Origin of the sequence: Microbacterium sp. P03, from assembly GCF_043556235.1 — a bacterium.
Lineage (GTDB): Bacteria > Actinomycetota > Actinomycetes > Actinomycetales > Microbacteriaceae > Microbacterium.
Window position 1 is genome coordinate 1,491,609 of the sequence record NZ_JBIGIM010000001.1, and the last position, 20,195, is coordinate 1,511,803.

The 20,195-nt window shown below is 69.2% G+C and carries 22 protein-coding genes; 11 read left to right on the forward strand and 11 right to left on the reverse strand.

Annotated elements, in window-relative coordinates; genetic code table 11:
- Positions 1 to 32: 32 nt before the first annotated feature.
- Positions 33 to 641: a TetR/AcrR family transcriptional regulator gene (locus ACFXOO_RS07200; protein WP_394563145.1), complete on the forward strand. Its 609-nt coding sequence runs from the start codon at positions 33 to 35 to the stop codon at positions 639 to 641.
- Positions 642 to 850: 209 nt separating this feature from the next.
- On the opposite strand, the gene ACFXOO_RS07205 is transcribed toward ACFXOO_RS07200, so the two are convergent.
- The 4 genes from ACFXOO_RS07205 to pdhA form a co-directional block, all read right to left on the reverse strand.
- Complete coding sequence (locus ACFXOO_RS07205) at positions 851 to 2,374, reverse strand: DEAD/DEAH box helicase (RefSeq protein ID WP_394563146.1); 1,524 nt, start codon at positions 2,372 to 2,374, stop codon at positions 851 to 853.
- Between the two features lie 293 nt (positions 2,375 to 2,667).
- Positions 2,668 to 4,041, reverse strand: coding sequence for a dihydrolipoamide acetyltransferase family protein (locus tag ACFXOO_RS07210; RefSeq protein WP_394563147.1), 1,374 nt, complete (start codon positions 4,039 to 4,041; stop codon positions 2,668 to 2,670).
- Complete coding sequence (locus ACFXOO_RS07215; protein WP_394563225.1) at positions 4,038 to 5,033, reverse strand: alpha-ketoacid dehydrogenase subunit beta; 996 nt, start codon at positions 5,031 to 5,033, stop codon at positions 4,038 to 4,040. The genes ACFXOO_RS07210 and ACFXOO_RS07215 overlap by 4 nt, the downstream gene beginning before the upstream one ends.
- Before the next feature lie 47 nt (positions 5,034 to 5,080).
- Complete coding sequence (gene pdhA, locus ACFXOO_RS07220; RefSeq protein ID WP_394563148.1) at positions 5,081 to 6,238, reverse strand: pyruvate dehydrogenase (acetyl-transferring) E1 component subunit alpha; 1,158 nt, start codon at positions 6,236 to 6,238, stop codon at positions 5,081 to 5,083.
- 164 nt (positions 6,239 to 6,402) lie between these two features.
- On the opposite strand from pdhA, the gene ACFXOO_RS07225 reads away from it, so the two are divergent.
- The gene (locus ACFXOO_RS07225) at positions 6,403 to 6,876 is read left to right on the forward strand and encodes an Lrp/AsnC family transcriptional regulator (RefSeq protein ID WP_378839953.1); all 474 of its coding nucleotides are present in this window, start codon (positions 6,403 to 6,405) and stop codon (positions 6,874 to 6,876) included.
- Here the strand turns inward: ACFXOO_RS07225 and ACFXOO_RS07230 are convergent.
- Positions 6,848 to 7,840 (reverse strand): DMT family transporter, encoded by a 993-nt coding sequence (locus ACFXOO_RS07230; protein WP_378839956.1) that lies wholly within the window; start codon positions 7,838 to 7,840, stop codon positions 6,848 to 6,850. The two genes, ACFXOO_RS07225 and ACFXOO_RS07230, sit on opposite strands and share 29 nt — an antisense overlap.
- Positions 7,841 to 7,913: 73 nt before the next feature.
- Between ACFXOO_RS07230 and ACFXOO_RS07235 the strand changes: the two genes are divergently transcribed.
- Positions 7,914 to 8,474 carry a CGNR zinc finger domain-containing protein gene (locus tag ACFXOO_RS07235; RefSeq protein ID WP_378840669.1) on the forward strand — a complete coding sequence of 187 codons (561 nt, stop codon included), beginning with the start codon at positions 7,914 to 7,916 and terminating at the stop codon, positions 8,472 to 8,474.
- Here ACFXOO_RS07235 and ACFXOO_RS07240 read toward each other — a convergent pair.
- Positions 8,434 to 9,333, reverse strand: a complete 900-nt coding sequence (locus ACFXOO_RS07240; RefSeq protein ID WP_378839959.1) for an alpha/beta fold hydrolase — start codon at positions 9,331 to 9,333, stop codon at positions 8,434 to 8,436. The genes ACFXOO_RS07235 and ACFXOO_RS07240 overlap by 41 nt on opposite strands.
- Positions 9,334 to 9,402: 69 nt before the next feature.
- Here ACFXOO_RS07240 and ACFXOO_RS07245 point away from each other — a divergent pair, with 69 nt between their 5' ends.
- Entirely contained in the window at positions 9,403 to 10,203 is an 801-nt protein-coding gene (locus ACFXOO_RS07245; RefSeq protein ID WP_394563150.1) for an exonuclease domain-containing protein, read from the forward strand.
- Between the two features lie 85 nt (positions 10,204 to 10,288).
- On the opposite strand, the gene ACFXOO_RS07250 is transcribed toward ACFXOO_RS07245, so the two are convergent.
- From ACFXOO_RS07250 to glgA, 3 genes are all read right to left on the reverse strand, one after another.
- Positions 10,289 to 10,546 carry a type B 50S ribosomal protein L31 gene (locus tag ACFXOO_RS07250; protein ID WP_378839964.1) on the reverse strand — a complete coding sequence of 86 codons (258 nt, stop codon included), beginning with the start codon at positions 10,544 to 10,546 and terminating at the stop codon, positions 10,289 to 10,291.
- A gap of 114 nt (positions 10,547 to 10,660) precedes the next feature.
- The gene (locus ACFXOO_RS07255) at positions 10,661 to 11,446 is read right to left on the reverse strand and encodes an ABC transporter ATP-binding protein (protein WP_378850230.1); all 786 of its coding nucleotides are present in this window, start codon (positions 11,444 to 11,446) and stop codon (positions 10,661 to 10,663) included.
- 10 nt (positions 11,447 to 11,456) lie between these two features.
- The gene (gene glgA, locus ACFXOO_RS07260) at positions 11,457 to 12,650 is read right to left on the reverse strand and encodes a glycogen synthase (RefSeq protein ID WP_378839969.1); all 1,194 of its coding nucleotides are present in this window, start codon (positions 12,648 to 12,650) and stop codon (positions 11,457 to 11,459) included.
- Positions 12,651 to 12,727: 77 nt separating this feature from the next.
- Here glgA and glgC point away from each other — a divergent pair, with 77 nt between their 5' ends.
- Both glgC and serB read left to right on the forward strand, forming a co-directional pair.
- Complete coding sequence (glgC, locus tag ACFXOO_RS07265) at positions 12,728 to 13,972, forward strand: glucose-1-phosphate adenylyltransferase (protein ID WP_378839971.1); 1,245 nt, start codon at positions 12,728 to 12,730, stop codon at positions 13,970 to 13,972.
- A gap of 49 nt (positions 13,973 to 14,021) precedes the next feature.
- Complete coding sequence (gene serB, locus ACFXOO_RS07270; RefSeq protein ID WP_394563153.1) at positions 14,022 to 14,663, forward strand: phosphoserine phosphatase SerB; 642 nt, start codon at positions 14,022 to 14,024, stop codon at positions 14,661 to 14,663.
- 15 nt (positions 14,664 to 14,678) lie between these two features.
- Here serB and fabG read toward each other — a convergent pair whose 3' ends face one another.
- Positions 14,679 to 15,389, reverse strand: a complete 711-nt coding sequence (gene fabG / locus ACFXOO_RS07275; protein ID WP_378850225.1) for a 3-oxoacyl-ACP reductase FabG — start codon at positions 15,387 to 15,389, stop codon at positions 14,679 to 14,681.
- 131 nt (positions 15,390 to 15,520) lie between these two features.
- Between fabG and ACFXOO_RS07280 the strand changes: the two genes are divergently transcribed.
- Genes ACFXOO_RS07280 through ACFXOO_RS07295 form a run of 4 tightly spaced genes read left to right on the forward strand, consistent with a single transcriptional unit; the run spans position 15,521 to position 17,549 of the window.
- Complete coding sequence (locus ACFXOO_RS07280; RefSeq protein WP_394563155.1) at positions 15,521 to 15,994, forward strand: DUF4190 domain-containing protein; 474 nt, start codon at positions 15,521 to 15,523, stop codon at positions 15,992 to 15,994.
- A gap of 51 nt (positions 15,995 to 16,045) precedes the next feature.
- Positions 16,046 to 16,426, forward strand: a complete 381-nt coding sequence (locus ACFXOO_RS07285) for a DUF3099 domain-containing protein (RefSeq protein ID WP_378840672.1) — start codon at positions 16,046 to 16,048, stop codon at positions 16,424 to 16,426.
- A complete protein-coding gene (locus tag ACFXOO_RS07290) occupies positions 16,423 to 16,650 on the forward strand; it encodes a hypothetical protein (protein WP_378839981.1) in 228 nt (75 codons plus the stop codon). Before ACFXOO_RS07285 ends, ACFXOO_RS07290 begins: the two co-directional genes overlap by 4 nt.
- Entirely contained in the window at positions 16,647 to 17,549 is a 903-nt protein-coding gene (locus ACFXOO_RS07295; RefSeq protein ID WP_394563156.1) for an SURF1 family protein, read from the forward strand. The genes ACFXOO_RS07290 and ACFXOO_RS07295 overlap by 4 nt, the downstream gene beginning before the upstream one ends.
- Positions 17,550 to 17,588: 39 nt before the next feature.
- Here ACFXOO_RS07295 and ACFXOO_RS07300 read toward each other — a convergent pair whose 3' ends face one another.
- Complete coding sequence (locus tag ACFXOO_RS07300) at positions 17,589 to 19,187, reverse strand: ABC-F family ATP-binding cassette domain-containing protein (protein ID WP_378839986.1); 1,599 nt, start codon at positions 19,185 to 19,187, stop codon at positions 17,589 to 17,591.
- Positions 19,188 to 19,393: 206 nt separating this feature from the next.
- On the opposite strand from ACFXOO_RS07300, the gene ACFXOO_RS07305 reads away from it, so the two are divergent.
- Positions 19,394 to 20,044, forward strand: a complete 651-nt coding sequence (locus tag ACFXOO_RS07305; RefSeq protein ID WP_394563157.1) for a biotin transporter BioY — start codon at positions 19,394 to 19,396, stop codon at positions 20,042 to 20,044.
- Positions 20,045 to 20,195: the final 151 nt, after the last annotated feature.

Genomic DNA, 20,195 nt, shown 5'->3' on the forward strand with positions numbered 1-20,195 from the left:
CCGAGATCTGATGTTAGCGAGGATTAACTGAAATGGCAAGTGACGGCTCGGTGACGACGACCACCCGCGATCGCGCGAAGGCTGATCGCCAGAGCGCCCTCCTCCGTGAGGCGGCGCGGCTTTTCGCCGAACGGGGTTTCGCCGCGGTCAGCCTCGAGGATCTCGGCGCGGCGGTCGGGGTGAGCGGCCCGGCCGTCTACCGCCATTTCGCCAACAAGCAGGCCCTCCTGGGCGCCATTCTGATCGGCGTCAGCGAGCGACTGCGCGACGGCGGCGCCCAGGTGCTGGCGGGGCCTCACGACCGGGAGCGCCAGCTCGAGGATCTGGTGAGCTTCCACGTCGAGTTCGCCCTCGGCTCGGCCGACGTCATCCGAGTGCAGGACCGCGACCTCTCGAGCCTCGCCGACGCCGACCGACACCGGGTGCGCCGGCTGCAGAGGGAGTACGTCGACATGTGGATCACCGTGCTGCACGCACGGCATCCCGAACGCTCGGAGGGCGATCTCCGGGTGCGGGCGCACGCGTGCTTCGGGCTGATCAACTCCACGCCGCACAGCATGCGCGACGGACGCCGTTCCCCGTCGGATGCCGCGGTCCGCGGCATCCTCGAGTCGATGGCTGTGGCCGCCCTGAGCGCGTGACGTCCCCGCTGGGCGCCCGTGTCGCCTCTGGGCTGCCGGCCGAGCCTGTCCCCCGCTGAGGTACCGCACGGTGGTTGGCGTCCCGAAGTTCTGCGGAGAGTGACGAAACGCCGCCTCCTGTGGCCAGGAGACGGCGTTTCGCGCGGTGCTGCAGAACTACGGGACGGCGGTCCGCGCCTCAGATCAGTCCCACACCTCTTCGGACCGGATCAGCCCTGCGCGCGGCGGTTCGGACGATTCGCGCGCACGGTGTCGCCGACGCGCATACCCCCGGAACGCTGCCCGCCCGAGCCTGCCGGGCGACCCTGACCCGACCCGCCGGAGCGACCCTGGCCTGCTCCACCGGCACGACCCGAGCCCGCATCGCTGCGGGCCTGACCGCGGCCGCCCTCGGAGCGGCCCTGGCCGGAACCGCGGGTGCCCTCGGTGCGCTGCGTGCGCTTGCGCTGGGCGTTGGCGCCCTGCGAGCGCCCACCGCCCTGCGACTGCTGCACCGCGGCACGCGGCTGCGGCTTGACGTACTCGGCCTCGGGACCGACGAGATCGGTGACCGCGGCGGAGTCGTGCTTCACCGAGATGGGCCGAGCCGAGATGGCCGCCTTGCGCAGCAGCGCCTCGGTGTCCTTGCGCTGCGCGGGGAGCATGACCGTCACGACGTCACCGGCGCTGCCGGCACGGGCCGTGCGGCCCGAGCGGTGCAGATATGCCTTGTGCTCGGTGGGCGGGTCGACGTGCACCACGAGCTCGACGTCGTCGACGTGAACGCCGCGCGCCGCGACATCCGTGGCCACGAGGACGCGCACCGAACCGTCGCCGAACGCGGCGAGGTTGCGGTCGCGCTGGGGCTGCGACAGGTTTCCGTGCAGGTCGACCGCGGGGATGCCCTGGTCGGTGAGCTGCTTCGCGAGCTTCTTGGCGTGGTGCTTGGTGCGCATGAACAGGATGCGGCGACCGCGCCCGCGTGCGAGCGCCGTGACGAGGTCCTTCTTGGTGTCGGCGTCCGGGGTCTCGAAGACGTGGTGAGTCATGGCGGCGACGGGCGAGTTCGCCTCGTCGACGGAGTGCAGCACCTCGTTCTGCAGGAAGCGGCGGACGAGCTTGTCCACACCGTTGTCCAGCGTCGCGGAGAACAGCAGACGCTGGCCACCGTTCGGCGTCTTGTCGAGGATGCGCGTGACGACCGGCAGGAAGCCGAGGTCGGCCATGTGGTCGGCCTCGTCGAGCACGGTGATCTCGATGGCGTCGAGCGTGAGGTGACGCTGCTGCAGGAGGTCTTCCAGACGACCCGGGCAGGCCACGACGATGTCGACGCCGGCATTCAGCGCGTCGACCTGACGCTTCTGGTTCACGCCGCCGTAGATCGTGGTGGTCTTCAGGCCGTAGGCGGCCGCGAGGGGCGCGAGCACGGCGTCGATCTGCGTGGCGAGCTCGCGGGTCGGGGCGAGCACGAGCGCGAGGGGGCGACCGGCGCGGCGGCTTCCGCCGGCGAGCTTGCCGCCGAGGCGGGCGACCATCGGGATGGAGAAGGCGAGCGTCTTGCCCGAGCCGGTCTTGCCGCGTCCGAGGACGTCGCGTCCACCGAGCGTGTCGGGGAGCGTGTCGACCTGGATGGGGAAGGGCTCGTTGATGCCCTGCTCGGAGAGCACGCGCACGATCGGCGCGGGCACGCCGAGAGCGGCGAAAGTGGGGGTGTCGGTGATCACGGTGTCAGTGGTCACGGTGGTGGTGGTCACAGTGGTGCCTTTCAGGCAGGCTGCACCGACCGCACGAAACGGTGGTGGCCCGGCACAACGATGGCGGTGTGCCGGCAGAGGGCGAAGGCGTCGGGTGACGCATCCGTTCGCCGTGAGAAGTGTTCTGCATGCGCGGGGCCGAGGCCTGCCGCGGGAACGAAGAGGGGCGTTCTGACGACGCAGGGAGACCGAAACGATCTCGCCAGTGTTCCTACTCTAGCGGACCGCGCTGAACGCACGCTGACCACCGGCGTGGACGGCGCGTCCCGCCGACGTGCGCTGCAGGTGCGACCTCAGCGCAGCAGCATGGCGCGCCCCGGCTCGCGGAGGACGTCGCCGACTTCCACGAGGAACCGCGCACCCTGCTCCCCGTCCACCAGTCTGTGGTCGAACGAGAGCGAGAGCGTCATGACGTCCCGGAGCGCGATCTCGCCGCGATGCTCCCACGGTCGGCGCCGCACCGCGCCGAGCGCGAGGATGCCGGCCTCGCCCGGATTCAGGATCGGCGTGCCGGCGTCGATCCCGAACACGCCCACGTTCGTGAGGGAGAACGTCCCTCCGCGGAGGCGCTCGGGCGGCGTCTTGCCCGTGCGCGCGGTCGTGGTGAGCTCGGCGATCGCATCGGCGAGGTCGACCAGTGTCAACGCGTCGGCGTCGGGGATGTTCGGGACGATGAGTCCGCGATCGGTCGCCGCCGCCATGCCGAGATTGACGTAGTGATGCTCGACGATCTCGCCGGCCGTCTCGTCCCAGCGCGAGTTCAGTCCGGGATGCCGGGCCAGCGCCAGGCACACCGCTTTCGCCGCGACAGCCGTGACGCCGATCCGGTGTCCGTCGAGCGCGCGGTCGGCCTTGAGCGACGCGATGAGCGCCGTGGTCTCCGTGATGTCGACGTCGAGGAACGTCGTGACGTGCGGAGCGGTGAAGGCGCTCTGCACCATCGCCGCCGCCGTGTGCTTGCGCACGCCTCGGATCGGCACCCGGGTGACCCGCGCAGCCGCCCCCTTGTCGGCAGGCGTTTCGGCAGGCGTCTCGGCTGGCGTTTCGGCTGGCTGTCCGCGCATGGCGAAGGCCTCGACATCCGCGCGGGTGATCAACCCGGTGGGACCGGATGCCGCCACCTGCGCGAGGTCGATGCCGAGGTCTCTCGCCCGTCGGCGCACCGGCGGCGTCGACCGTGGGCGGCTCCGGGCGGTGTCGCGGGCGTCCACGGTGTCGATGATCGCGTCGTGCGGAGCCGCGTCGCGGACGGCGAGGTCACCGCGAGTCGAGGGATGAGCGGATGCCGCGACCCGCGCCCGTCGCTGCGGCCGAGCCGTCCCGCGGGGTGCGGCGCCGTACCCGACGAGATTCGGCACGGCCTTTTCGGCGGCGTCGTGGTCGGCGGCAGCATCCGCCCGTCCGGTTCGGGGTGACGGCACCGCCCCGCCCGCCGTCTCGAACGTGACGAACACCGATCCGACCGGCACGACGTCGCCGGCGGTGGCGTGAAGCGTTTGGATGATGCCCGCGTGGGGTGAGGGCAGCTCGACGATCGCCTTCGCCGTCTCGACCTCGGCGATCGTCTGGTTCAGTGTCACCGTGTCGCCCTCGGCGACCAGCCACTGCACGAGCTCGGCTTCGGGCAGGCCCTCACCGAGATCCGGCAGACGGAAGTCCTCGGTCATGACCACACCCCCGACATGCTGTTCGGGCGGTCCATCACGCGATCGACCGCGTCGAGGATCCGGTCGAGATCGGGCAGATGGTGGCGCTCGAGCTTGGCGGGCGGATACGGGATGTCGTGCCCGGTGACCCGCACCGGCGCGGATTCGAGGAACGAGAAGCACCGCTCGGTGACGCCGGCGATCAGCTCGGCCGCGACCCCGGCTTCGCGGGCCGCCTCGTGGGTGACCACGACGCGCCCGGTCTTGCGGACGGACGCCTCGATCGTGCGGTAGTCCACCGGCGAAAGGGATCTCAGGTCGATGACCTCGATCGACACGCCGTCGTCCTCTGCGGCCGTGGCGGCGTCCATCGCCGTGGTGACCTGCGCGCCGTACGTCAGCAGTGTGATGTCCGAGCCGCTCCGCGCGACGCGCGCGACGCCCATCGGCGCGACGTCGGCCAGGTTGCCCTGCAGGTCGACGGGACCTTTCGCGTGGTACAGCCGTTTCGGTTCGAAGAACACCACCGGGTCGTCGCAGGCGATCGCCTGGCGGAGCATCGTGTAGGCGTCCTGAGGGTTCGAGACGGCGACGACGCGCAGGCCGGACGTGTGCACGAAGTACGCCTCGGGCGACTCGGAGTGGTGCTCGGCGGCGCCCACGCCGCCCGCCCAGGGAATGCGGATGGTGAGGGGCATCGTGACGGCACCGCGGGTGCGGTAGTGGAGTTTCGCCACCTGGCTCACGATCTGGTTGAACGCCGGATAGACGAAGCCGTCGAACTGGATCTCGACGACCGGCCGGTATCCCCGGTACGCCAGGCCGACGGCCGTCCCCATGATGCCGGACTCCGCGAGGGGGGTGTCGATGACCCGCAGGGCACCGAATTCGTCGAGCAGTCCGTCGGTCACGCGGAACACGCCGCCCAATGCGCCGATGTCCTCGCCCATGAGCAGGACGTGGGGATCATCGGCCATCGCCTGACGCAAACCGTGCGTGATGGCCTTCGCCATCGTCAGCTGGGTGCTCCCGGCGCGGACATCGGCTCCGATCGCGGCGGTCATCGCGCGGCCTCCGTTCCCCCGTCGGCGAAGCCGTCGAGATAGGTGGCGAAATGGGCGCGCTGCTCGTCCAGACCGGCGTGCGGCTCGGCGTACACGTCGTCGAGGACCTCGAGGGGGCCTCGCGAGACCGATCCGAGGCAGGCCGCGCGGACGGCGGACGCGAGACGGTCCGCCTCGGCCGCGACACCCTCCGTGAAGTCCCCGTCGAACGCATCGCGCGCGCGGAGCAGATTCTCCATCCGCGTGATCGGGTCGCGCCGCAGCCAACGCTCGACGTCGGCGTCATCGCGATAGCGCGTCGGGTCGTCCGAGGTCGTGTGCGGCCCCATGCGGTAGGTCACCGCCTCGATGAACGACGGCCCCTCCCCGCGACGCGCGCGGTCGAGGGCCCAGCGCATGGCCGCGAGCGACGCGAGCGCATCGTTGCCGTCGATCCGGATGCTGGGAATGCCGAACCCCGGCGCCCGGCCGGCGATCGGGAAGGCCGACTGCACCGTGACCGGCTCCGAGATCGCCCACTGGTTGTTGCTGCAGACGAACACCACGGGAGCCTGGAACGAGGAGGCGAACACCATCGCCTCGTTCACGTCGCCCTGACTCGTCGCACCGTCGCCGAAATAGGTGACGGCCACCTGATCGGCACGCACGCCCGGCCGGAGCGCGGCGTCGCGCTGGATACCCATCGCGTAGCCCACCGCGTGGAGCGTCTGCGCTCCGATGATGATCTGGGGAGTGGCCGTGTGCAGGGAGTACGGATCGAAGCTCGAGTGGGCCTCGCCGCGCCAGCTGAGCACAAAAGCCTCCGGCGCCGCACCACGGACGTGGAGCACGCCGTGCTCGCGATAACTGGGGAAGACGAAGTCATCGAAACGCAGGGCATGCGCGGTCCCGACCTGAACCGCCTCCTGTCCGCGGCAGGGTGCCCACAGGCCGAGCTGTCCCTGTCTCTGCAGGGCGACGCCTTCGGCATCGATGCGTCTCACCAGCACCATGTCGCGGTACAGACGCTGGAGCAACGGAACGTCCACATCGGCGATCCACGGGTCGAGCCTCGCGTCCGAGAGGCGCTCACCGTCTTCGTCGATCACCCGGGCGACATCGTCGACGTCTGTCGCGGTGCGGGGCGTGGGGGTCAGGGTGTGCGCCATCGTCATCCCTCCGGTGCGATCGCGCCCTCGTGAGGCCGATCGACGTCAGATGCCGGCGTCGTCGCCGGCACCCTGAGGCTACGACTACGTCGCACCTAGCTCAAGCATCCGGCTCCTGCTTGAGCATGTTGCGCAATCGTGTCCCGTGAGTCCTGCTATTGTTTCGCACTATGGGAAATCTCGACCACGTCGATCTGGAGCTTCTGAGTGCGCTGGCCGGCGATCCCCGCGCGACCGTCGTCGCACTCGCCGAGAAGCTCGGCCTCTCGCGGAACACCGTGCAGGCGCGGATGGCGAGACTCGAGCGGGCGAACGTCTTCCTCTCCTACGAGCGCGCGATCTCCTCGCATGCGCTCGGGTTTCCGATCGAGGCGTTCCTGAACGTGATGGTGCGTCAGGCGGACCTGCCTCGCATCACGGTCGAGCTCGCGAAGATCCCGGAGGTCGTCCAGGCCCACGGATTGAGCGGGCAGGTCGACCTGCTGGTGCGCGTCGCGTGCCGCGACACGCAGCATCTGTTCGACACGGATGCGCGCATCCTCGCGATCGAGGGCGTCGAACGCACCGAGACGTCGCTCGTGATGGGCGAGGTCATCGGCTACCGCGTGGCGCCCCTCATGGAGCTGGCACGACAGGAACCATAGCGGCCTGACCGCGCGGTTCACCCGCCGACGAGGCATCCATCCGCACCAGGACGACGCCGACGAGGATCAGCGCGCCGCCGACGAACTGGACGGGCGCCGGGGTCTCGCCGAGGAACAGCCAGGCGAAGCCCAGGGCGAACAGCACCTCCGACAAGCCGACGAACGACGCCAGGCGCGAGCCGATCCGCGGCACCGCCATCACGCCGAACGCGTACCCGACCGACGTCGCGACGGCCGCGACCCACAGCAGCGGAACGAACCACGGCACGCTGACACCGGCCAGCTCGACGCTGACCGCAGGCGCGGTCAGCGGCAGGACGCCGATGAGACCCAGTACGCCCACCAGCGCGGCTCCCGTGAACAGGCCTCCGGATGCCAGCGCCAGGGGCGGCAGGTCATCTCCGGCACGCTCCGAGATCAGGAAGTAGGCGCCGACGCAGATGGCGGCGCCGAGCGCGAAGAGGGTACCCAGCAGATCGAAGGCGGCTCCCGCGATGTCCACGACGAGGATCAGCCCGCCGATGGCGACGATCGAGCCGACGACGACGAGCCGCGAGGGCGCCCGGCGCGTCCGCGCCCAGGCGAAGAGCACCAGCAGCACGGGCGCCAGATACTGGATCAGTAGTGCCACGGCCACCGGCATCCGCTGCATCGCGGAGAAGTAGAAGATCTGACACCCGGCGACACCCGTGAGTCCGAAGCCGACGATGATCCGCCAGTGCCTGCGGAGGAAGGATCGCTCTGCACGCAGCGCGGAGACCAGAGCGGGGGCGAGCACGAGGCCCGCCACGGCCATGCGCACGAGCAGGGCCGCTCCGACGGACCAGCCCGCCTCCAGCAGCGGCTTCATGAACGGCCCGCTCGACGAGAAGGCGAGGGCGGAGCCGACGGCCATCATCAGGCCGGTGGAGCTCATGCGGGCAGCCGTGCTCGACGGGTGCGGGGCGGTGAGGGAGGAGGTCATGCGCGATCCCACTGTCAGGAGTCAAATGCGTTTACACTAGTGACAGTACCGTCCCGGAATGTCAGGAGTCAAGATGGTTTTCATCCATGACACACAAGTCGCGCTGAACGCAGCCGTCGACCTGGTCAACTCCCTGCCCGAGACCGACAGCGAGGGGACCGATCGACTGTGCACCGCAGCCGATCTCGACGAGTACCTGCGCACGCACGACTACACCGGCGACATCCGGCGCGATGCCCGAGAACTCCGCGAACTGCGGGACATCCGACCTCGCCTGCATGAACTGTGGCGCACCGACCGCGCGGGCGCCGTGCCGCTCGTGAACGCCATGCTGCGCGACGGCCAGGCACTCCCCCAGCTGGTGATCCACGACGACTACGACTGGCATATCCACGCGACGTCGGATGCTGCGCCCCTGGCCACCCGCATCCTCGTCGAGGCCGCCATGGCGTTCACCGACGTGATCCGCTCGGACGCGTACGACAGGGTGCGGGTGTGCGCGGCGGACGATTGCGGATCGGTCTACGTGGACTACTCGCGCAACGGCTCGAAGCGCTACTGCGACACGGGCAATTGCGGAAACCGCATGAACGTCAACGCGTACCGTCGCCGGAAGGCGCAAGAAAGCGCCTGATCGCGTCGGCGGCCTGCTCGGGCGTCTCGTAGTGGATGAGGTGTCCCACGTCGGCGATCTCCACGAGCTCAGCGTCGGGGAACTGCTTCGCCAGGCGACGCTCGGCCTCGATCGGCGTGATGTCGTCCCTGTCGGCGGCGATCAGCAGCGTGGGCGGGGCGATGCGGGCGGCGAACTCGCTGACGTCGTGCGACACCGATGCGACGAAGGCATCATGCAGGACGTCGCGATCGGCGAAGCGCGAGAAGTAGGTGTCGTGCTGGTCGTGGATGAATCGACGCAGATCGGGGTCCTTGGTCTTCGCCATCGACGCGCTCATGATGCGCACGACCAGCTTGTTCCGAAGGACCGCCTCCCCTGCACGTGCGGGGAGCTTGGCACCGGCCCAGTAGTAGAAGACCGCCAGGCGGGTCAGGATGCCACGGGGCCCCTGCAACGCCGGCGCTCCGATGGGGTTCACCAGGATCACGCGAGGTGTCCTCAGGCCGCCCGCCACGGCGGATGCCACGACGATCGACCCGAAGGAGTGACCGAGGATGACCGCGCCGGGCGCCACCGCACGCACGAAGGCATCCAGCCAGGCCACGTAGTCCTCGAGCGTGTGCGCGCGGCCGACGAGCGCCTCAGTCTCACCGAAGCCGGGGAGGTCCGGGGAGATGATCCGGTAGCCGTCCAGATAGGCCACCACCGGTTCCAGTCCATGGTGCTCCCCCCGGAAGCCGTGAACGGCCACCACGGTGGTCTCCGCGTCCGCAGGACCGTAGACCCAGTACGCGGTCGTGCCGCCGAGGACGCCCACCTCGTGCCGCTCGACCGGTATCGAGGCGAGTCGCGCGGCGTAGGGGTGGGGTGCGGGCATCCTCCGAGTCTACGATCGAGCCCGCTCGGCGAACGAGCGACGGGGCGGCCGCGGTGTGGCTCTCGGCCGATGTCGGACGGGGCGCATACTGTGAACGGCATGATCCCCTCGCCGGAGCGACCGTCGCTGGCACCGCCCCTGTTCGAGATGACCGATTTCGAAGAGACCCGCACCGTCCTTCCCGATTGGGTTCAGCTGGTCGGGGTGTTCGATCTCGAGACGACCGGCATCGATGTGACGACGGACCGCATCGTCACCGCGCACGTGGGGCTCCTGGACGCCTCTGGCGGGGTCGTGCGTTCTTCCGACTGGCTGGCCGACCCGGGGATCGACATCCCGGCGGGTGCACACGCAGTGCACGGCATATCGACGCAGCACGCGCGCGCTCACGGCCGCCCGGCGCGTGACGTGGCCGAAGATGTCGTCGACGCGCTGCGTGCGCTCCTGGACGCCGGCATCCCCGTCGTCGCGTACAACGCGCCGTACGACTTCTCGCTCCTCAAGTACGAGGCGATCCGCCATGGCGTCGAGCCGATCCATGATCCCTCACCGGTCATCGACCCGCTGGTCGTCGATAAGACCTACGACAGATACCGTCGCGGAAAGCGGACGCTGGAGGCGGTCGCCGCCCATTACGCCGTGCAGCTGGTCGGTGCGCACGACGCCGCCGCCGACGCGATCGCGGCCGGCAGAGTGGCGCAAGCTCTGGCAGAGCGCTTCGCCACGCGGCTGCCGCCGACACTCGCCGAACTGCACACGCAGCAGATCGCGTGGGCGCGCGCTCAGGCCGAGAGCTTGACGGAGTACTTCATCCAGGTCGGTCGCCTCGACCCCGAAGACCGCCTCGACGGCAGCTGGCCGATCCGCTGACCAGCGGCAGGCCGGGCGACGTCACGCGTGGCGAACGAAGAAGGCCCCCGGCCGGAACCGGGGACCTTCGATCGTGCGGACCGAGTTACTTGCTCGAGCCGCCGAAATTCTTGAAGCGCTGGTTGAACTTCTCGACGCGACCGGCCGAGTCCATGATGCGCTGCTTGCCCGTGTAGAACGGGTGCGATGCCGACGAGATCTCGACGTCGATGACGGGATACTCGACACCGTCGAGCTCGATCTTCTTGTCGCTCGACACAGTCGAGCGGGTGAGGAAGGTCTCGCCCGAGCCGAGGTCGCGGAAGACGACGTTCTGGTAGACGGGGTGGATGTCAGTCTGCATGCGGGATCCTCGTGAGTGGCGGACGGTTCTTTGACGGTCAGAACCGGGAAAGTCGCGGTGCCGGGGCACCAAGGGACGATTCTAACAGCCTTCGGGCCTGATGGGGAATCGAGGTCAGCGAGCGGCCCGCGCCGCGTAGCGTCCGTCGTGCTCTGTCAGCACGATGGCCTGGGCGAACGCGTCGCTCAGAGCGTCCGAGGTCAAGGCGTCGGCCAATGGTCCCGAGGCGACCGGCGCGCCGTCGCGCAGCAGGAGGACGTGGGTGAAGCCCACGGGGATCTCTTCCACGTGGTGCGTCACCATGACCATGGCGGGCGTGGTCGGCGACTGCGCGTATCCGCCGAGCAACGTCAGAAGCTCCTCGCGCGCACCGAGGTCGAGGCTCGCCGTCGGCTCGTCGAGGAGGAGGAGCTCCGGGTCGGTCATGATGGCCCGCGCGATCTGCACGCGCTTCTGCTCGCCGTCCGAGAGCGTGCCGAACGTGCGGTCCGCCAGGTGATCGAGCTTCCACTCGGCGAGGACGCGGAGAGCGCGTCGCTCGTCGATGTCGTCGTAGGTCTCGTTCCAGCGTCCGACGACCGAGAAGGCCGCGGTCAGCACCACGTCGACGACGGTCTCCTCCTCGGGCACCCGTCGGGCCATGGCCGAGGACGCGAATCCGATGCGCGGACGCAGCTCGAACACGTCGGTCCGCCCCAGCTGCTCGCCCAGGATGGTGACGGTTCCCGACGTCGGGTGCAGGAGGGTGTCCGCCAACTGCAGGAGCGTCGTCTTGCCCGCTCCGTTGGGGCCGAGGATGACCCAGCGCTCGTCGTCGCCCACAGACCAGTCGAGGTGATCGATGATGTTCCGGGCGTTCCGACGGACGACGACGTCGGAGAATTCGAGCACCTGCTGCATGTCGTCCAGCCTATCGGCCGAGCCCGGCGACCTCCGCGTAGAGCGCGGCCGTCGTGTCGGCGATCGCGGCCCAGCTGAAGTCCTCCGCGGCGCGCCGGCGACCGGCCTCCCCGTAGGTGCGAGCCCGTTCGGGGTCGGAGACGACCTCGGCGATGACGCGGGCCAGGTCCGCGACATAGGCGTCGGGATCGATGGGTGTTCCCGTCCCGTCCTGCACCTGCTCGATCGGCACGAGGCGGCCCGTGACGCCGTCCACGACGACCTCGGGGATCCCGCCGGTCGCCGTTCCCACGACCGCGGCACCGCACGCCATGGCCTCGAGGTTGACGATGCCGAGCGGCTCGTAGATGGACGGGCAGACGAATGTCGTCGCGGCCGTGAGCACCGCGCACAGCTGGTCGCGCTGGAGGAACGTCTCGATCCAGATCACGCCCTCGCGGGCGGCTTGGAGTCCGCGCACCAGCTCCTGCACCTCGGCCATGATCTGCGGGGTGTCGGGCGCCCCGGCGCACAGCACGATCTGCACCTCCGGAGGAAGCATCTCGGCGGCGCGCAGGAAGTACGGCAGTCCCTTCTGGCGTGTGATGCGGCCGACGAAGACCACCGACGGTCGCTGCGGGTCGATGCCCAGCTCGTCGAGCAGTTCGGGGTCCTCCACGGGCCGCCACGTCTCGACGTCGATGCCGTTGTAGATCACGCGCACCTTGCCGGGGTCCAGCGCCGGATAGCTGCGCAAGATGTCGCCCCTCATCCCCTCGCTCACGGCGACGATCGCCGCCGCGCCTTCGTAGGCGGTCTTCTCGATGTAGCTCGACACCGCGTAGCCCCCGCCGAGCTGCTCGGCCTTCCACGGCCTCAGCGGCTCCAGGCTGTGCGCCGTCACGATGTGCGGGATGCCGTGCAGCAGCGACGACAGGTGCCCGGCGAAGTTGGCGTACCAGGTGTGGCTGTGCACCACGTCTGCCCCGGCGACATCCGTCACGATCTCGAGATCGGTGCCGAGCGTCTGGATCGCACCGTTGGCGTCGTCCAGTTCCGACGGCACGGAGTAGGCCGTCGTGTCGGGTTCGTCACGGGGAGCGCCGAACGCCCTGACCTGCACCTCCATGGTCGGACGCAGCGCTTTGACCAGCTCGGTGACGTGGACTCCCGCCCCGCCGTAGATCTCGGGTGGGTACTCCTTGGTCACGATGTCGACGCGCATGGGACGAACGCTAGTACACACGAAACGCAGGGGAAAGGCGGTGACGACGAGTCAGCAGTGGCCCTATGGTTGGTGCCATGCCTACGACGCCGAAGGTCTTCGGAATCATCCTCGCCGGTGGCGAGGGCAAACGACTCATGCCCCTCACCGCCGACAGAGCGAAGCCCGCGGTGCCCTTCGGTGGGCAGTACCGGCTGATCGACTTCGCGATCTCCAACCTCATCAATTCGGGCCTGCGCCAGCTCGTCGTCCTGACGCAGTACAAGTCGCACAGCCTCGACCGGCACATCTCGCAGACCTGGCGCATGTCGCCTCTGCTGGATTCCTATGTGACCTCGGTCCCCGCGCAGCAGCGACTGGGAAAGCGATGGTTCTCGGGATCCGCGGACGCCATCCTGCAGAGCCTGAACCTCATCAACGACGAGAAGCCCGACATCGTCATCGTGATCGGCGCCGACCACGTCTACCGCATGGACTTCCGGCAGATGCTCGACGCCCACATCGCCTCCGGTGCGCGGGCGACCGTGGCCGGCATCCGCCAGCCGATCGAGCTGGCCAACCAGTTCGGGGTGATCGACGTCGATGAGAAGGACCCGACCAAGATCAACGAGTTCCTGGAGAAGCCCCAGAACCCGACGGGTCTCGCCGATTCGCCGCACGAGGTGCTGGCGTCGATGGGCAACTACATCTTCAATACGGACGCCTTGATCGAGGCGGTCGAGGCGGACGGCGAACTGCCGACCTCGAATCACGACATGGGCGGCGACATCATCCCGTACTTCGTCGGTCGCGGCGAGGCCGGCGTCTACGACATGAAGCGCAACGACGTCCCGGGGTCGACCGACCGCGACCGCGACTACTGGCGCGACGTGGGGACGATCGACTCGTTCTTCGACGCCCACATGGACCTCATCTCGACGCTGCCGATCTTCAACCTGTACAACATGGACTGGCCGATCCACTCGCAGACGGTCAACTCGCCGCCGGCGAAGTTCGTGCGTGACTCGGTGGGTCGCATCGGCAACGCGATCGACTCGATCGTCTCGCTCGGGTCGGTGCTGTCGGGCACTCATCTGGAGCGCAGCGTCATCGGACCGTGGGCGCTCGCCGGCGGCGGGTCCACCATCACCGACTCCGTGATCTTCGAGAATGTCCGCGTCGGCTCGGGCGCCCGGATCCACCGCGCGATCCTCGACAAGAACGTGGTCCTCGCGGACGGCGCGACCGTCGGAGTGGACCGCGACCACGATCTGTCGCGGGGATTCACCATCACCGACTCGGGCCTCACGATCGTCGGGAAGAACGTCCGCGTCGACCAGTGAGATCTTCCGCGGGTCGGTGACGACTCGTGCCGTTCGTTACGGTGAGAGCGTGTCGGACTCCTTCTCGCGCTTCCTGGTCGTGCTCGATGCGGACTCCACGCTCATCCGCAACGAGGTCATCGAGCTGATCGCCGATGAAGCGGGCCGGGGTGTCGAGGTGGCGGCCGCGACCGAAGCCGCGATGCGCGGCGAGGTGGACTTCGCCGAGAGCCTGCGCACCCGGGTGCGTGCGCTCGAGGGGGTCGCGGTGTCGGCATTCGGGCGGGTGCTGTCGAGGATCGAACCGACGCCCGGTGTGCACGAACTCATCGCCGCGGTGCACGGTCGTGGCGGGCGCGTCGGCGTCGTGTCGGGGGGGTTTCACGAGATCCTCGACACCGTCGCCCCCGACCTGGGCGTCGATGTCTGGCGGGCGAACCGGCTGGCGGTCGAGCGCGGGGTGCTTGCGGGGACCGTGGACGGACAGATCGTGGATGCCGAGGCCAAAGCCCGTTGGCTGCGCACCTGGGCCGCCGAGGCCGACGTCCCGCTCACGCGGACGATCGCCATCGGCGACGGCGCCAACGACCTCAGGATGATGGCGGCCGCCGGCCTCGGCCTGGCCTTCAATGCCAAGCCGGCCGTGCGCGCTCAGGCCGATCTGGTCGTCGGCCCCGTCGACCTCCGAGAGGTCATACCCCTGCTGCCCTGAACGGCGAGCGGCGCGTCAATGACCCATACCCAGGCCGCCGTCGACCGGAATGACGGCCCCCGAGATGTAGGCCGCGGCGTCCGAAGCCAGCCACGTGACGACACCCGCGACCTCGTCCGTGGTGGCGAATCTGCCGGCGGGGATGTTCTTCTTGTATTCGGCCTGCGTCTGCTCGGGCAGCTCAGCCGTCATGTCCGTTTCGATGAAGCCGGGCGCGACCACGTTCGCGGTGATGCCGCGCGCTCCGAGTTCGCGGGTCAGCGAGCGGGCGAAGCCGACGAGCCCGCTCTTGGACGCCGCGTAGTTGACCTGACCCGCGGACCCGTAGAGCCCGACGACGCTGGAGATCAGGATGACCCGGCCCCAGCGTGCGCGCAGCATCCCCTTGGATGCGCGCTTGACCACCCGGAAGGCACCGCCGAGGTTCGTCGCGATGACGCTGTCGAAATCGTCCTCGGTCATACGCAGCAGGAGCGTGTCCTTCGTCACACCGGCATTGGCGACGACGATCTCGATGGGTCCGAGTGCCTGCTCGACCTGGCTGAACGCGGCATCGACGGCCGCAGCATCCGTCACATCGGCCCGCACAGTGAGCGTGCCCTCCGGACCTTCGCCCGATCGTGCGGTGACAGCCACCCGATAGCCCTCCGCCACGAAGCGTTCGGCGATCGCACGACCGATGCCGCGGTTTCCACCGGTGATGAGGACGACACGACCGTCTGACATGGGCACTCCTTGTTCGGGGACCCGTTCAGAGTAGTCGGACCGCCCCCGGCCCACGGCGTCGAGCGACGCTCGGATTGACCTGTCCGGCGCTCGCTGACACGCTGGACGGAAGCTCTGACGAAAGGCGTCCCGTGTCCGACACGAATTCCGACCACACCGGCCCCGAGGTCCCGCGGCCGGCCACGCCACCCGCGTACGACGCTCCGGCGGCTCCGCCGTATGCGACGCCCGAGTACGGCGGCGCATCCGGCTACTCGCCGGCTCCGGGATACGCCACCGCTCCCCCGGCGTACGGTGCTGCCGGCTACCCCGCCCCACCCGCCTACCGCGGCTACCCCGCCCCGGCCAAGACGAACAGTCTCGCGATCGTGTCGCTCGTCTCGGCGATCGCCGGCATGGTCTTCATCCCGTTCATCGGATCCATCGTCGCGGTGATCACCGGCCACATCTCCCTGAAGCAGTTGCGCACGTCGGGCGAACAGGGCAAGGGACTCGGTACGGCCGGGCTCATCGTCGGCTACGTGGGCCTCGCGCTGTCGATCCTCGGGGTCATCCTGTTCTTCCTTTTCATCGGCGTCGTGGCCAGCCAGTCCAGGGGCTATTGAGGCGCTCGATCCGGCGCCCACCCCCTCCACGCGGCGTATTCTTGACGCGTGATGAAGGCGTCGGCACACCCCCAGTCCGCGACCTCGCTCCCGCGGGCTCCGAAGGACGATGCGTCGTCACGATCGACGCGCTATCTCCTGATGATGGGCATCCGCGTCCTGTGCTTCGTGCTGATCCTGGTGCTGCAGCCCTTCGGCTGGTACACCTGGGTTCTGGCGGCCGCTGCGGTGTTCCTGCCCTACTTCGCGATGGTCGTCGCCAACGTCGGTTCGGACGTGCACGACACCCCGGTGCTCGAGAACCCCGAGCGTCAGCTGGAGGCCGCACCGACCACGCGAACCCCGGCGCCCGCGACACCCGCTCCCCTGATCATCCAGCTGCACGAGTCCACCCCGCGACCCCCGACGGACGCGCCGGACACGGTGCGATGACCGCAGCGGTCGACGCCCCCGACTGCTCGAGAGCCGGATGCCGCGTGCCGGCGCGCTGGCGGGTGGAATGGCGCAACCCCCGCATCCACGCGGCGGATCGTCGCAAGACATGGGTGGCGTGCGATGACCACGTCGCGTACCTGCGAGAATTCCTCGCCGCCCGCGAGTTCCCCGTCGAGGTGGCACTGCTCCACTCCGGCGCGGGCGTGGACGGCGCCGCATGAGCCGCCGGACGGCCACACCGGCCATGCGCTGGACCCTGTACATCGCGATCGCGATCGTGTTCGCCATCGCGTGCGCGTTCCTGTCCCAGTGGCAGTTCTCGCGCAACTCCTGGCGCAGCGAGCAGTTGACGCTGATCGCGCAGAACTACGACGCGGATCCGGTCGCCGTCTCCGACGTCCTCACCGACGACGGCGCGCTGGTGCCGGGCACGGAGTGGCAGCCGGTGCTTCTGCGAGGGCAGTACCTGTCCGAGCAGCAGCTTCTCGTGCGGAATCGGCCCCATGGCGGAACGGCGGCCTACGAAGTGCTCGTCCCGTTCGCGACCGACGACGGACGCGTTCTGATGATCGATCGCGGGTGGGTCCCGCCCGGTGACCAGCACGCCGACCCCGACACCGTGCCCGCGGCTCCCGCCGGCGAGGTCGAGGTCATCGCCCGGGTGCGACCCGGCGAGGACCTTCCGCGGTCGGGGCGGACGACGGCGCCCGATGGCCAGGTGCCCACGATCAATCTCCCGGTGATCGCCGGGCTGCTCGATCCCGTCCTCCCCGCGCCTGTCGAGCAGGGCGCCTACGGGATCATGGTGTCCGAGGACCCCGCGGCCGCAGTGACGCCCACCCCGCTGGAATCGCCGTCCGATGATCCCGGACCCTACCTGTCGTACGCCGTCCAGTGGATCCTGTTCGCCGTGATGGGCTTCATCTTCATCTGGTACGTCATCCGCAGTGAGCGACGGCACCGGCGCGAAGAGGCGGAGGAGCAGATTCTCGCCGCGCAGGCGCGCGCCGAAGGCCGCGAGCCGGAGCCTCCGGCATCCGTCACCCGCGAGCGGGATCGCGCCCGTCGCAGAGACCGCGACGCCGCGGACGAGGACGCCCTCGCCGACAGCCACCGCTGACCGGCGCGGGCTTCGCGATCGGTCGGGGTGCAGACCTGATCAGGCGAGCGTGATCAGGTCGATGTAGTCGCGGCCCCAGATGTCCTCGACGCCGTCCGGGAGGATCAGCACCCGCTCGGGGTTGAGTGAGACGACCGCCCCCTCGTCGTGCGATACGAGCACCACGGCACCCTCGTAATGCGCGAGGGCGTCGAGGATCTCTTCACGCGACGCAGGATCGAGGTTGTTCGTGGGCTCGTCGAGCAGCAGCATGTTGGCAGAGGACACGACCAGCGTGGCCAGTGACAGACGCGTCTTCTCGCCGCCCGAGAGGACGCCTGCGGGCTTGAGCACGTCGTCGCCGGTGAACAGGAACGACCCGAGCACCTTGCGCGCCTCGGTGGCGGTGATGTGCGGAGCGGCCGACATCATGTTCTCGAGGACGGAACGCGATACGTCCAGGTTCTCGTGCTCCTGCGCGTAATACCCGATCTTCAATCCGTGGCCCGGCTCGAGCTGCCCGGTGTCGGGTTTGTCCACGCCCGCGAGGATGCGCAGGAGCGTCGTCTTCCCCGCGCCGTTCAGGCCGAGGACGACGACCTTCGACCCGCGGTCGATCGCCAGGTCGACATCCGTGAAGATCTCCAGCGATCCGTACGACTTCGACAGTCCCGATGCCATCAGCGGGGTCTTCCCGCAGGGCGCGGGCTTCGGGAACCGCAGCTTGGCCACGCGATCCTCCTGGCGGACGTCGTCCAGCCCCGACAGCATCTTCTCGGCGCGGGCCACCATCTGGTGCGCCGCCGCGGCCTTCGACGCCTTCGCACCGAAACGGGCGGCCTGCATCTGCAGCTGGGTCGCCTTCTTCTCGACGTTGACGCGTTCCTTCTTGCGGCGCTCTTCGTCGGCGACACGCTGACGGAGGTAGTTCTTCCAGTTCATGTTGTAGACGTCGATGATCTGACGGTTCGCGTCGAGGTAGAAAACGCGGTTGACCGTCTCTCCGACCAGCTCCACATCGTGACTGATCACGATCAGTCCGCCCTTGTAGTTCTTGAGGAACTCGCGCAGCCACACGACGCTGTCGGCGTCGAGGTGGTTCGTGGGCTCGTCGAGGATCATCGACTCGGCGTCCGAGAACAGGATGCGGGCGAGCTCGATGCGGCGGCGCTGTCCACCCGAGAGGGTCTTCAGCGGCTGATCGAGGATACGGTCGGGAAGCGAGAGGTTGTTCGCGATCGACGCCGCCTCGGCCTCGGCGGTGTAGCCGCCGAGCGCTTCGAAGCGCTCCGTCAGCTGACCGTAAGAGCGCATCGCTTTCGCCGCGACGGCTTCGTCGGCGTCGCCCATCGCCATCGTGGCGTCGTGCATGCCCAGAGCGATCGTTCCGAGTCCGCGGGCATCGAGGATGCGCGTACGGGCGAGCATCTCGGGGTCGCCCGAGCGGGGATCCTGCGGGAGGTAGCCGAGTTCACCCGACCGCTCGACCTTGCCGTCCGCGGGCAGGAGATCGCCCGCGAGCACCTTGGTGAGTGTGGTCTTCCCCGCCCCGTTGCGCCCGACCAGACCGACCTTGTCTCCGTCGGAGACGCGGAACGAGACGTCCGACATGAGGACGCGGGCGCCCACGCGGATTTCGAGATCGTGCACGGCGAGCACAGCAGACGTCCGTTTCCTGAAGTGTGGGGAGGTGTGGCCGACGGGCCAAACCCTCAGTATAGGCGCCCCGTCCGAGCGGTCTCTGAGTGCCCCCTCGGAGGTGGGGGCGCGAGCCCGGGCAGGACGCGGACGGGCCCGGGTGAGCGCCCCCTAGGATGAGTCGGGAAACGGGGCACCGCTCCCGTCCTGCCGTCCGAAGGAGCACGATGTCACTCACCGCATCCCCCCGTCACCGCGTCCTGGCCGATCATGTGGTTCCTTCACGCTCGCGCGCACTCTCCCTGGCGACGGATGCTGCGCTCATCGCGGTCGGAACCGCCCTGGTCGCACTCGCCGCCCAGATCGTCATCCCCTTCTGGCCGGTTCCGTTGACGGCGCAGACCTTCGCGGTGCTCCTGGTGGGGACCGCTCTCGGGCCGCTGCGAGGAGTGCTCTCCCTCTCGGTGTATCTCGTCCTGGGTCTCGTGGGACTGCCGATCTTCGCAGACGGCCATTCGGGCAGCCTCTTCGCGCTCACCACGGGCGGGTTCATCCTCGGTTTCATCGCGGCCGCGGCTCTGGTCGGCGGGCTGGCGCGTCGCGCGTGGGACCGGAAGGTGCTCGGGATGTTCGTCGCCTTCCTGTCCGGAAGCGTCGTCATGTACGTGTTCGGGCTTCCGTGGCTCGCTGTCTCGCTCGCGAACTTCGGGCCGGCGGTCTGGCAGGACGCGATGGGCTACGACACCCTCATCGGCGCGACCCTCGGCGCCGGCTTCTTCCCGTTCGTCCTCGGCGATGTCGTGAAGGCGATCTTCGCAGCGGCCCTCTTGCCGCTCGCCTGGAAGGGCGTGGGCGCGCTCGACGCGCGCAAGCGCTGACCGTCCCTCTCGACGCCCAGGAGCGGGGGGGGGGGGGGGGGGGGGGGGGGGGGGGGGGGGGGGGGGGGGGGGGGGGGGGGGGGGGGGGGGGGGGGGGGGGGGGGGGGGGGGGGGGGGGGGGGGGGGGGGGGGGGGGGGGGGGGGGGGGGGG

Coding starts and splice junctions, on each gene's coding strand:
- ACFXOO_RS07200 (WP_394563145.1), top strand. CDS start 33: ATGGCAAGTGACGGCTCGGTGACGACGACCACCCGCGATCGCGCGAAG.
- ACFXOO_RS07210 (WP_394563147.1), bottom strand. CDS start 4,041: ATGACCGAGGACTTCCGTCTGCCGGATCTCGGTGAGGGCCTGCCCGAA.
- ACFXOO_RS07215 (WP_394563225.1), bottom strand. CDS start 5,033: ATGGCGAAGGCCATCACGCACGGTTTGCGTCAGGCGATGGCCGATGAT.
- pdhA (WP_394563148.1), bottom strand. CDS start 6,238: ATGACGATGGCGCACACCCTGACCCCCACGCCCCGCACCGCGACAGAC.
- ACFXOO_RS07225 (WP_378839953.1), top strand. CDS start 6,403: ATGGGAAATCTCGACCACGTCGATCTGGAGCTTCTGAGTGCGCTGGCC.
- ACFXOO_RS07230 (WP_378839956.1), bottom strand. CDS start 7,840: ATGACCTCCTCCCTCACCGCCCCGCACCCGTCGAGCACGGCTGCCCGC.
- ACFXOO_RS07235 (WP_378840669.1), top strand. CDS start 7,914: ATGGTTTTCATCCATGACACACAAGTCGCGCTGAACGCAGCCGTCGAC.
- ACFXOO_RS07240 (WP_378839959.1), bottom strand. CDS start 9,333: ATGCCCGCACCCCACCCCTACGCCGCGCGACTCGCCTCGATACCGGTC.
- ACFXOO_RS07245 (WP_394563150.1), top strand. CDS start 9,403: ATGTCGGACGGGGCGCATACTGTGAACGGCATGATCCCCTCGCCGGAG.
- ACFXOO_RS07250 (WP_378839964.1), bottom strand. CDS start 10,546: ATGCAGACTGACATCCACCCCGTCTACCAGAACGTCGTCTTCCGCGAC.
- ACFXOO_RS07255 (WP_378850230.1), bottom strand. CDS start 11,446: ATGCAGCAGGTGCTCGAATTCTCCGACGTCGTCGTCCGTCGGAACGCC.
- glgA (WP_378839969.1), bottom strand. CDS start 12,650: ATGCGCGTCGACATCGTGACCAAGGAGTACCCACCCGAGATCTACGGC.
- glgC (WP_378839971.1), top strand. CDS start 12,728: ATGCCTACGACGCCGAAGGTCTTCGGAATCATCCTCGCCGGTGGCGAG.
- fabG (WP_378850225.1), bottom strand. CDS start 15,389: ATGTCAGACGGTCGTGTCGTCCTCATCACCGGTGGAAACCGCGGCATC.
- ACFXOO_RS07285 (WP_378840672.1), top strand. CDS start 16,046: ATGAAGGCGTCGGCACACCCCCAGTCCGCGACCTCGCTCCCGCGGGCT.
- ACFXOO_RS07290 (WP_378839981.1), top strand. CDS start 16,423: ATGACCGCAGCGGTCGACGCCCCCGACTGCTCGAGAGCCGGATGCCGC.
- ACFXOO_RS07295 (WP_394563156.1), top strand. CDS start 16,647: ATGAGCCGCCGGACGGCCACACCGGCCATGCGCTGGACCCTGTACATC.
- ACFXOO_RS07305 (WP_394563157.1), top strand. CDS start 19,394: ATGTCACTCACCGCATCCCCCCGTCACCGCGTCCTGGCCGATCATGTG.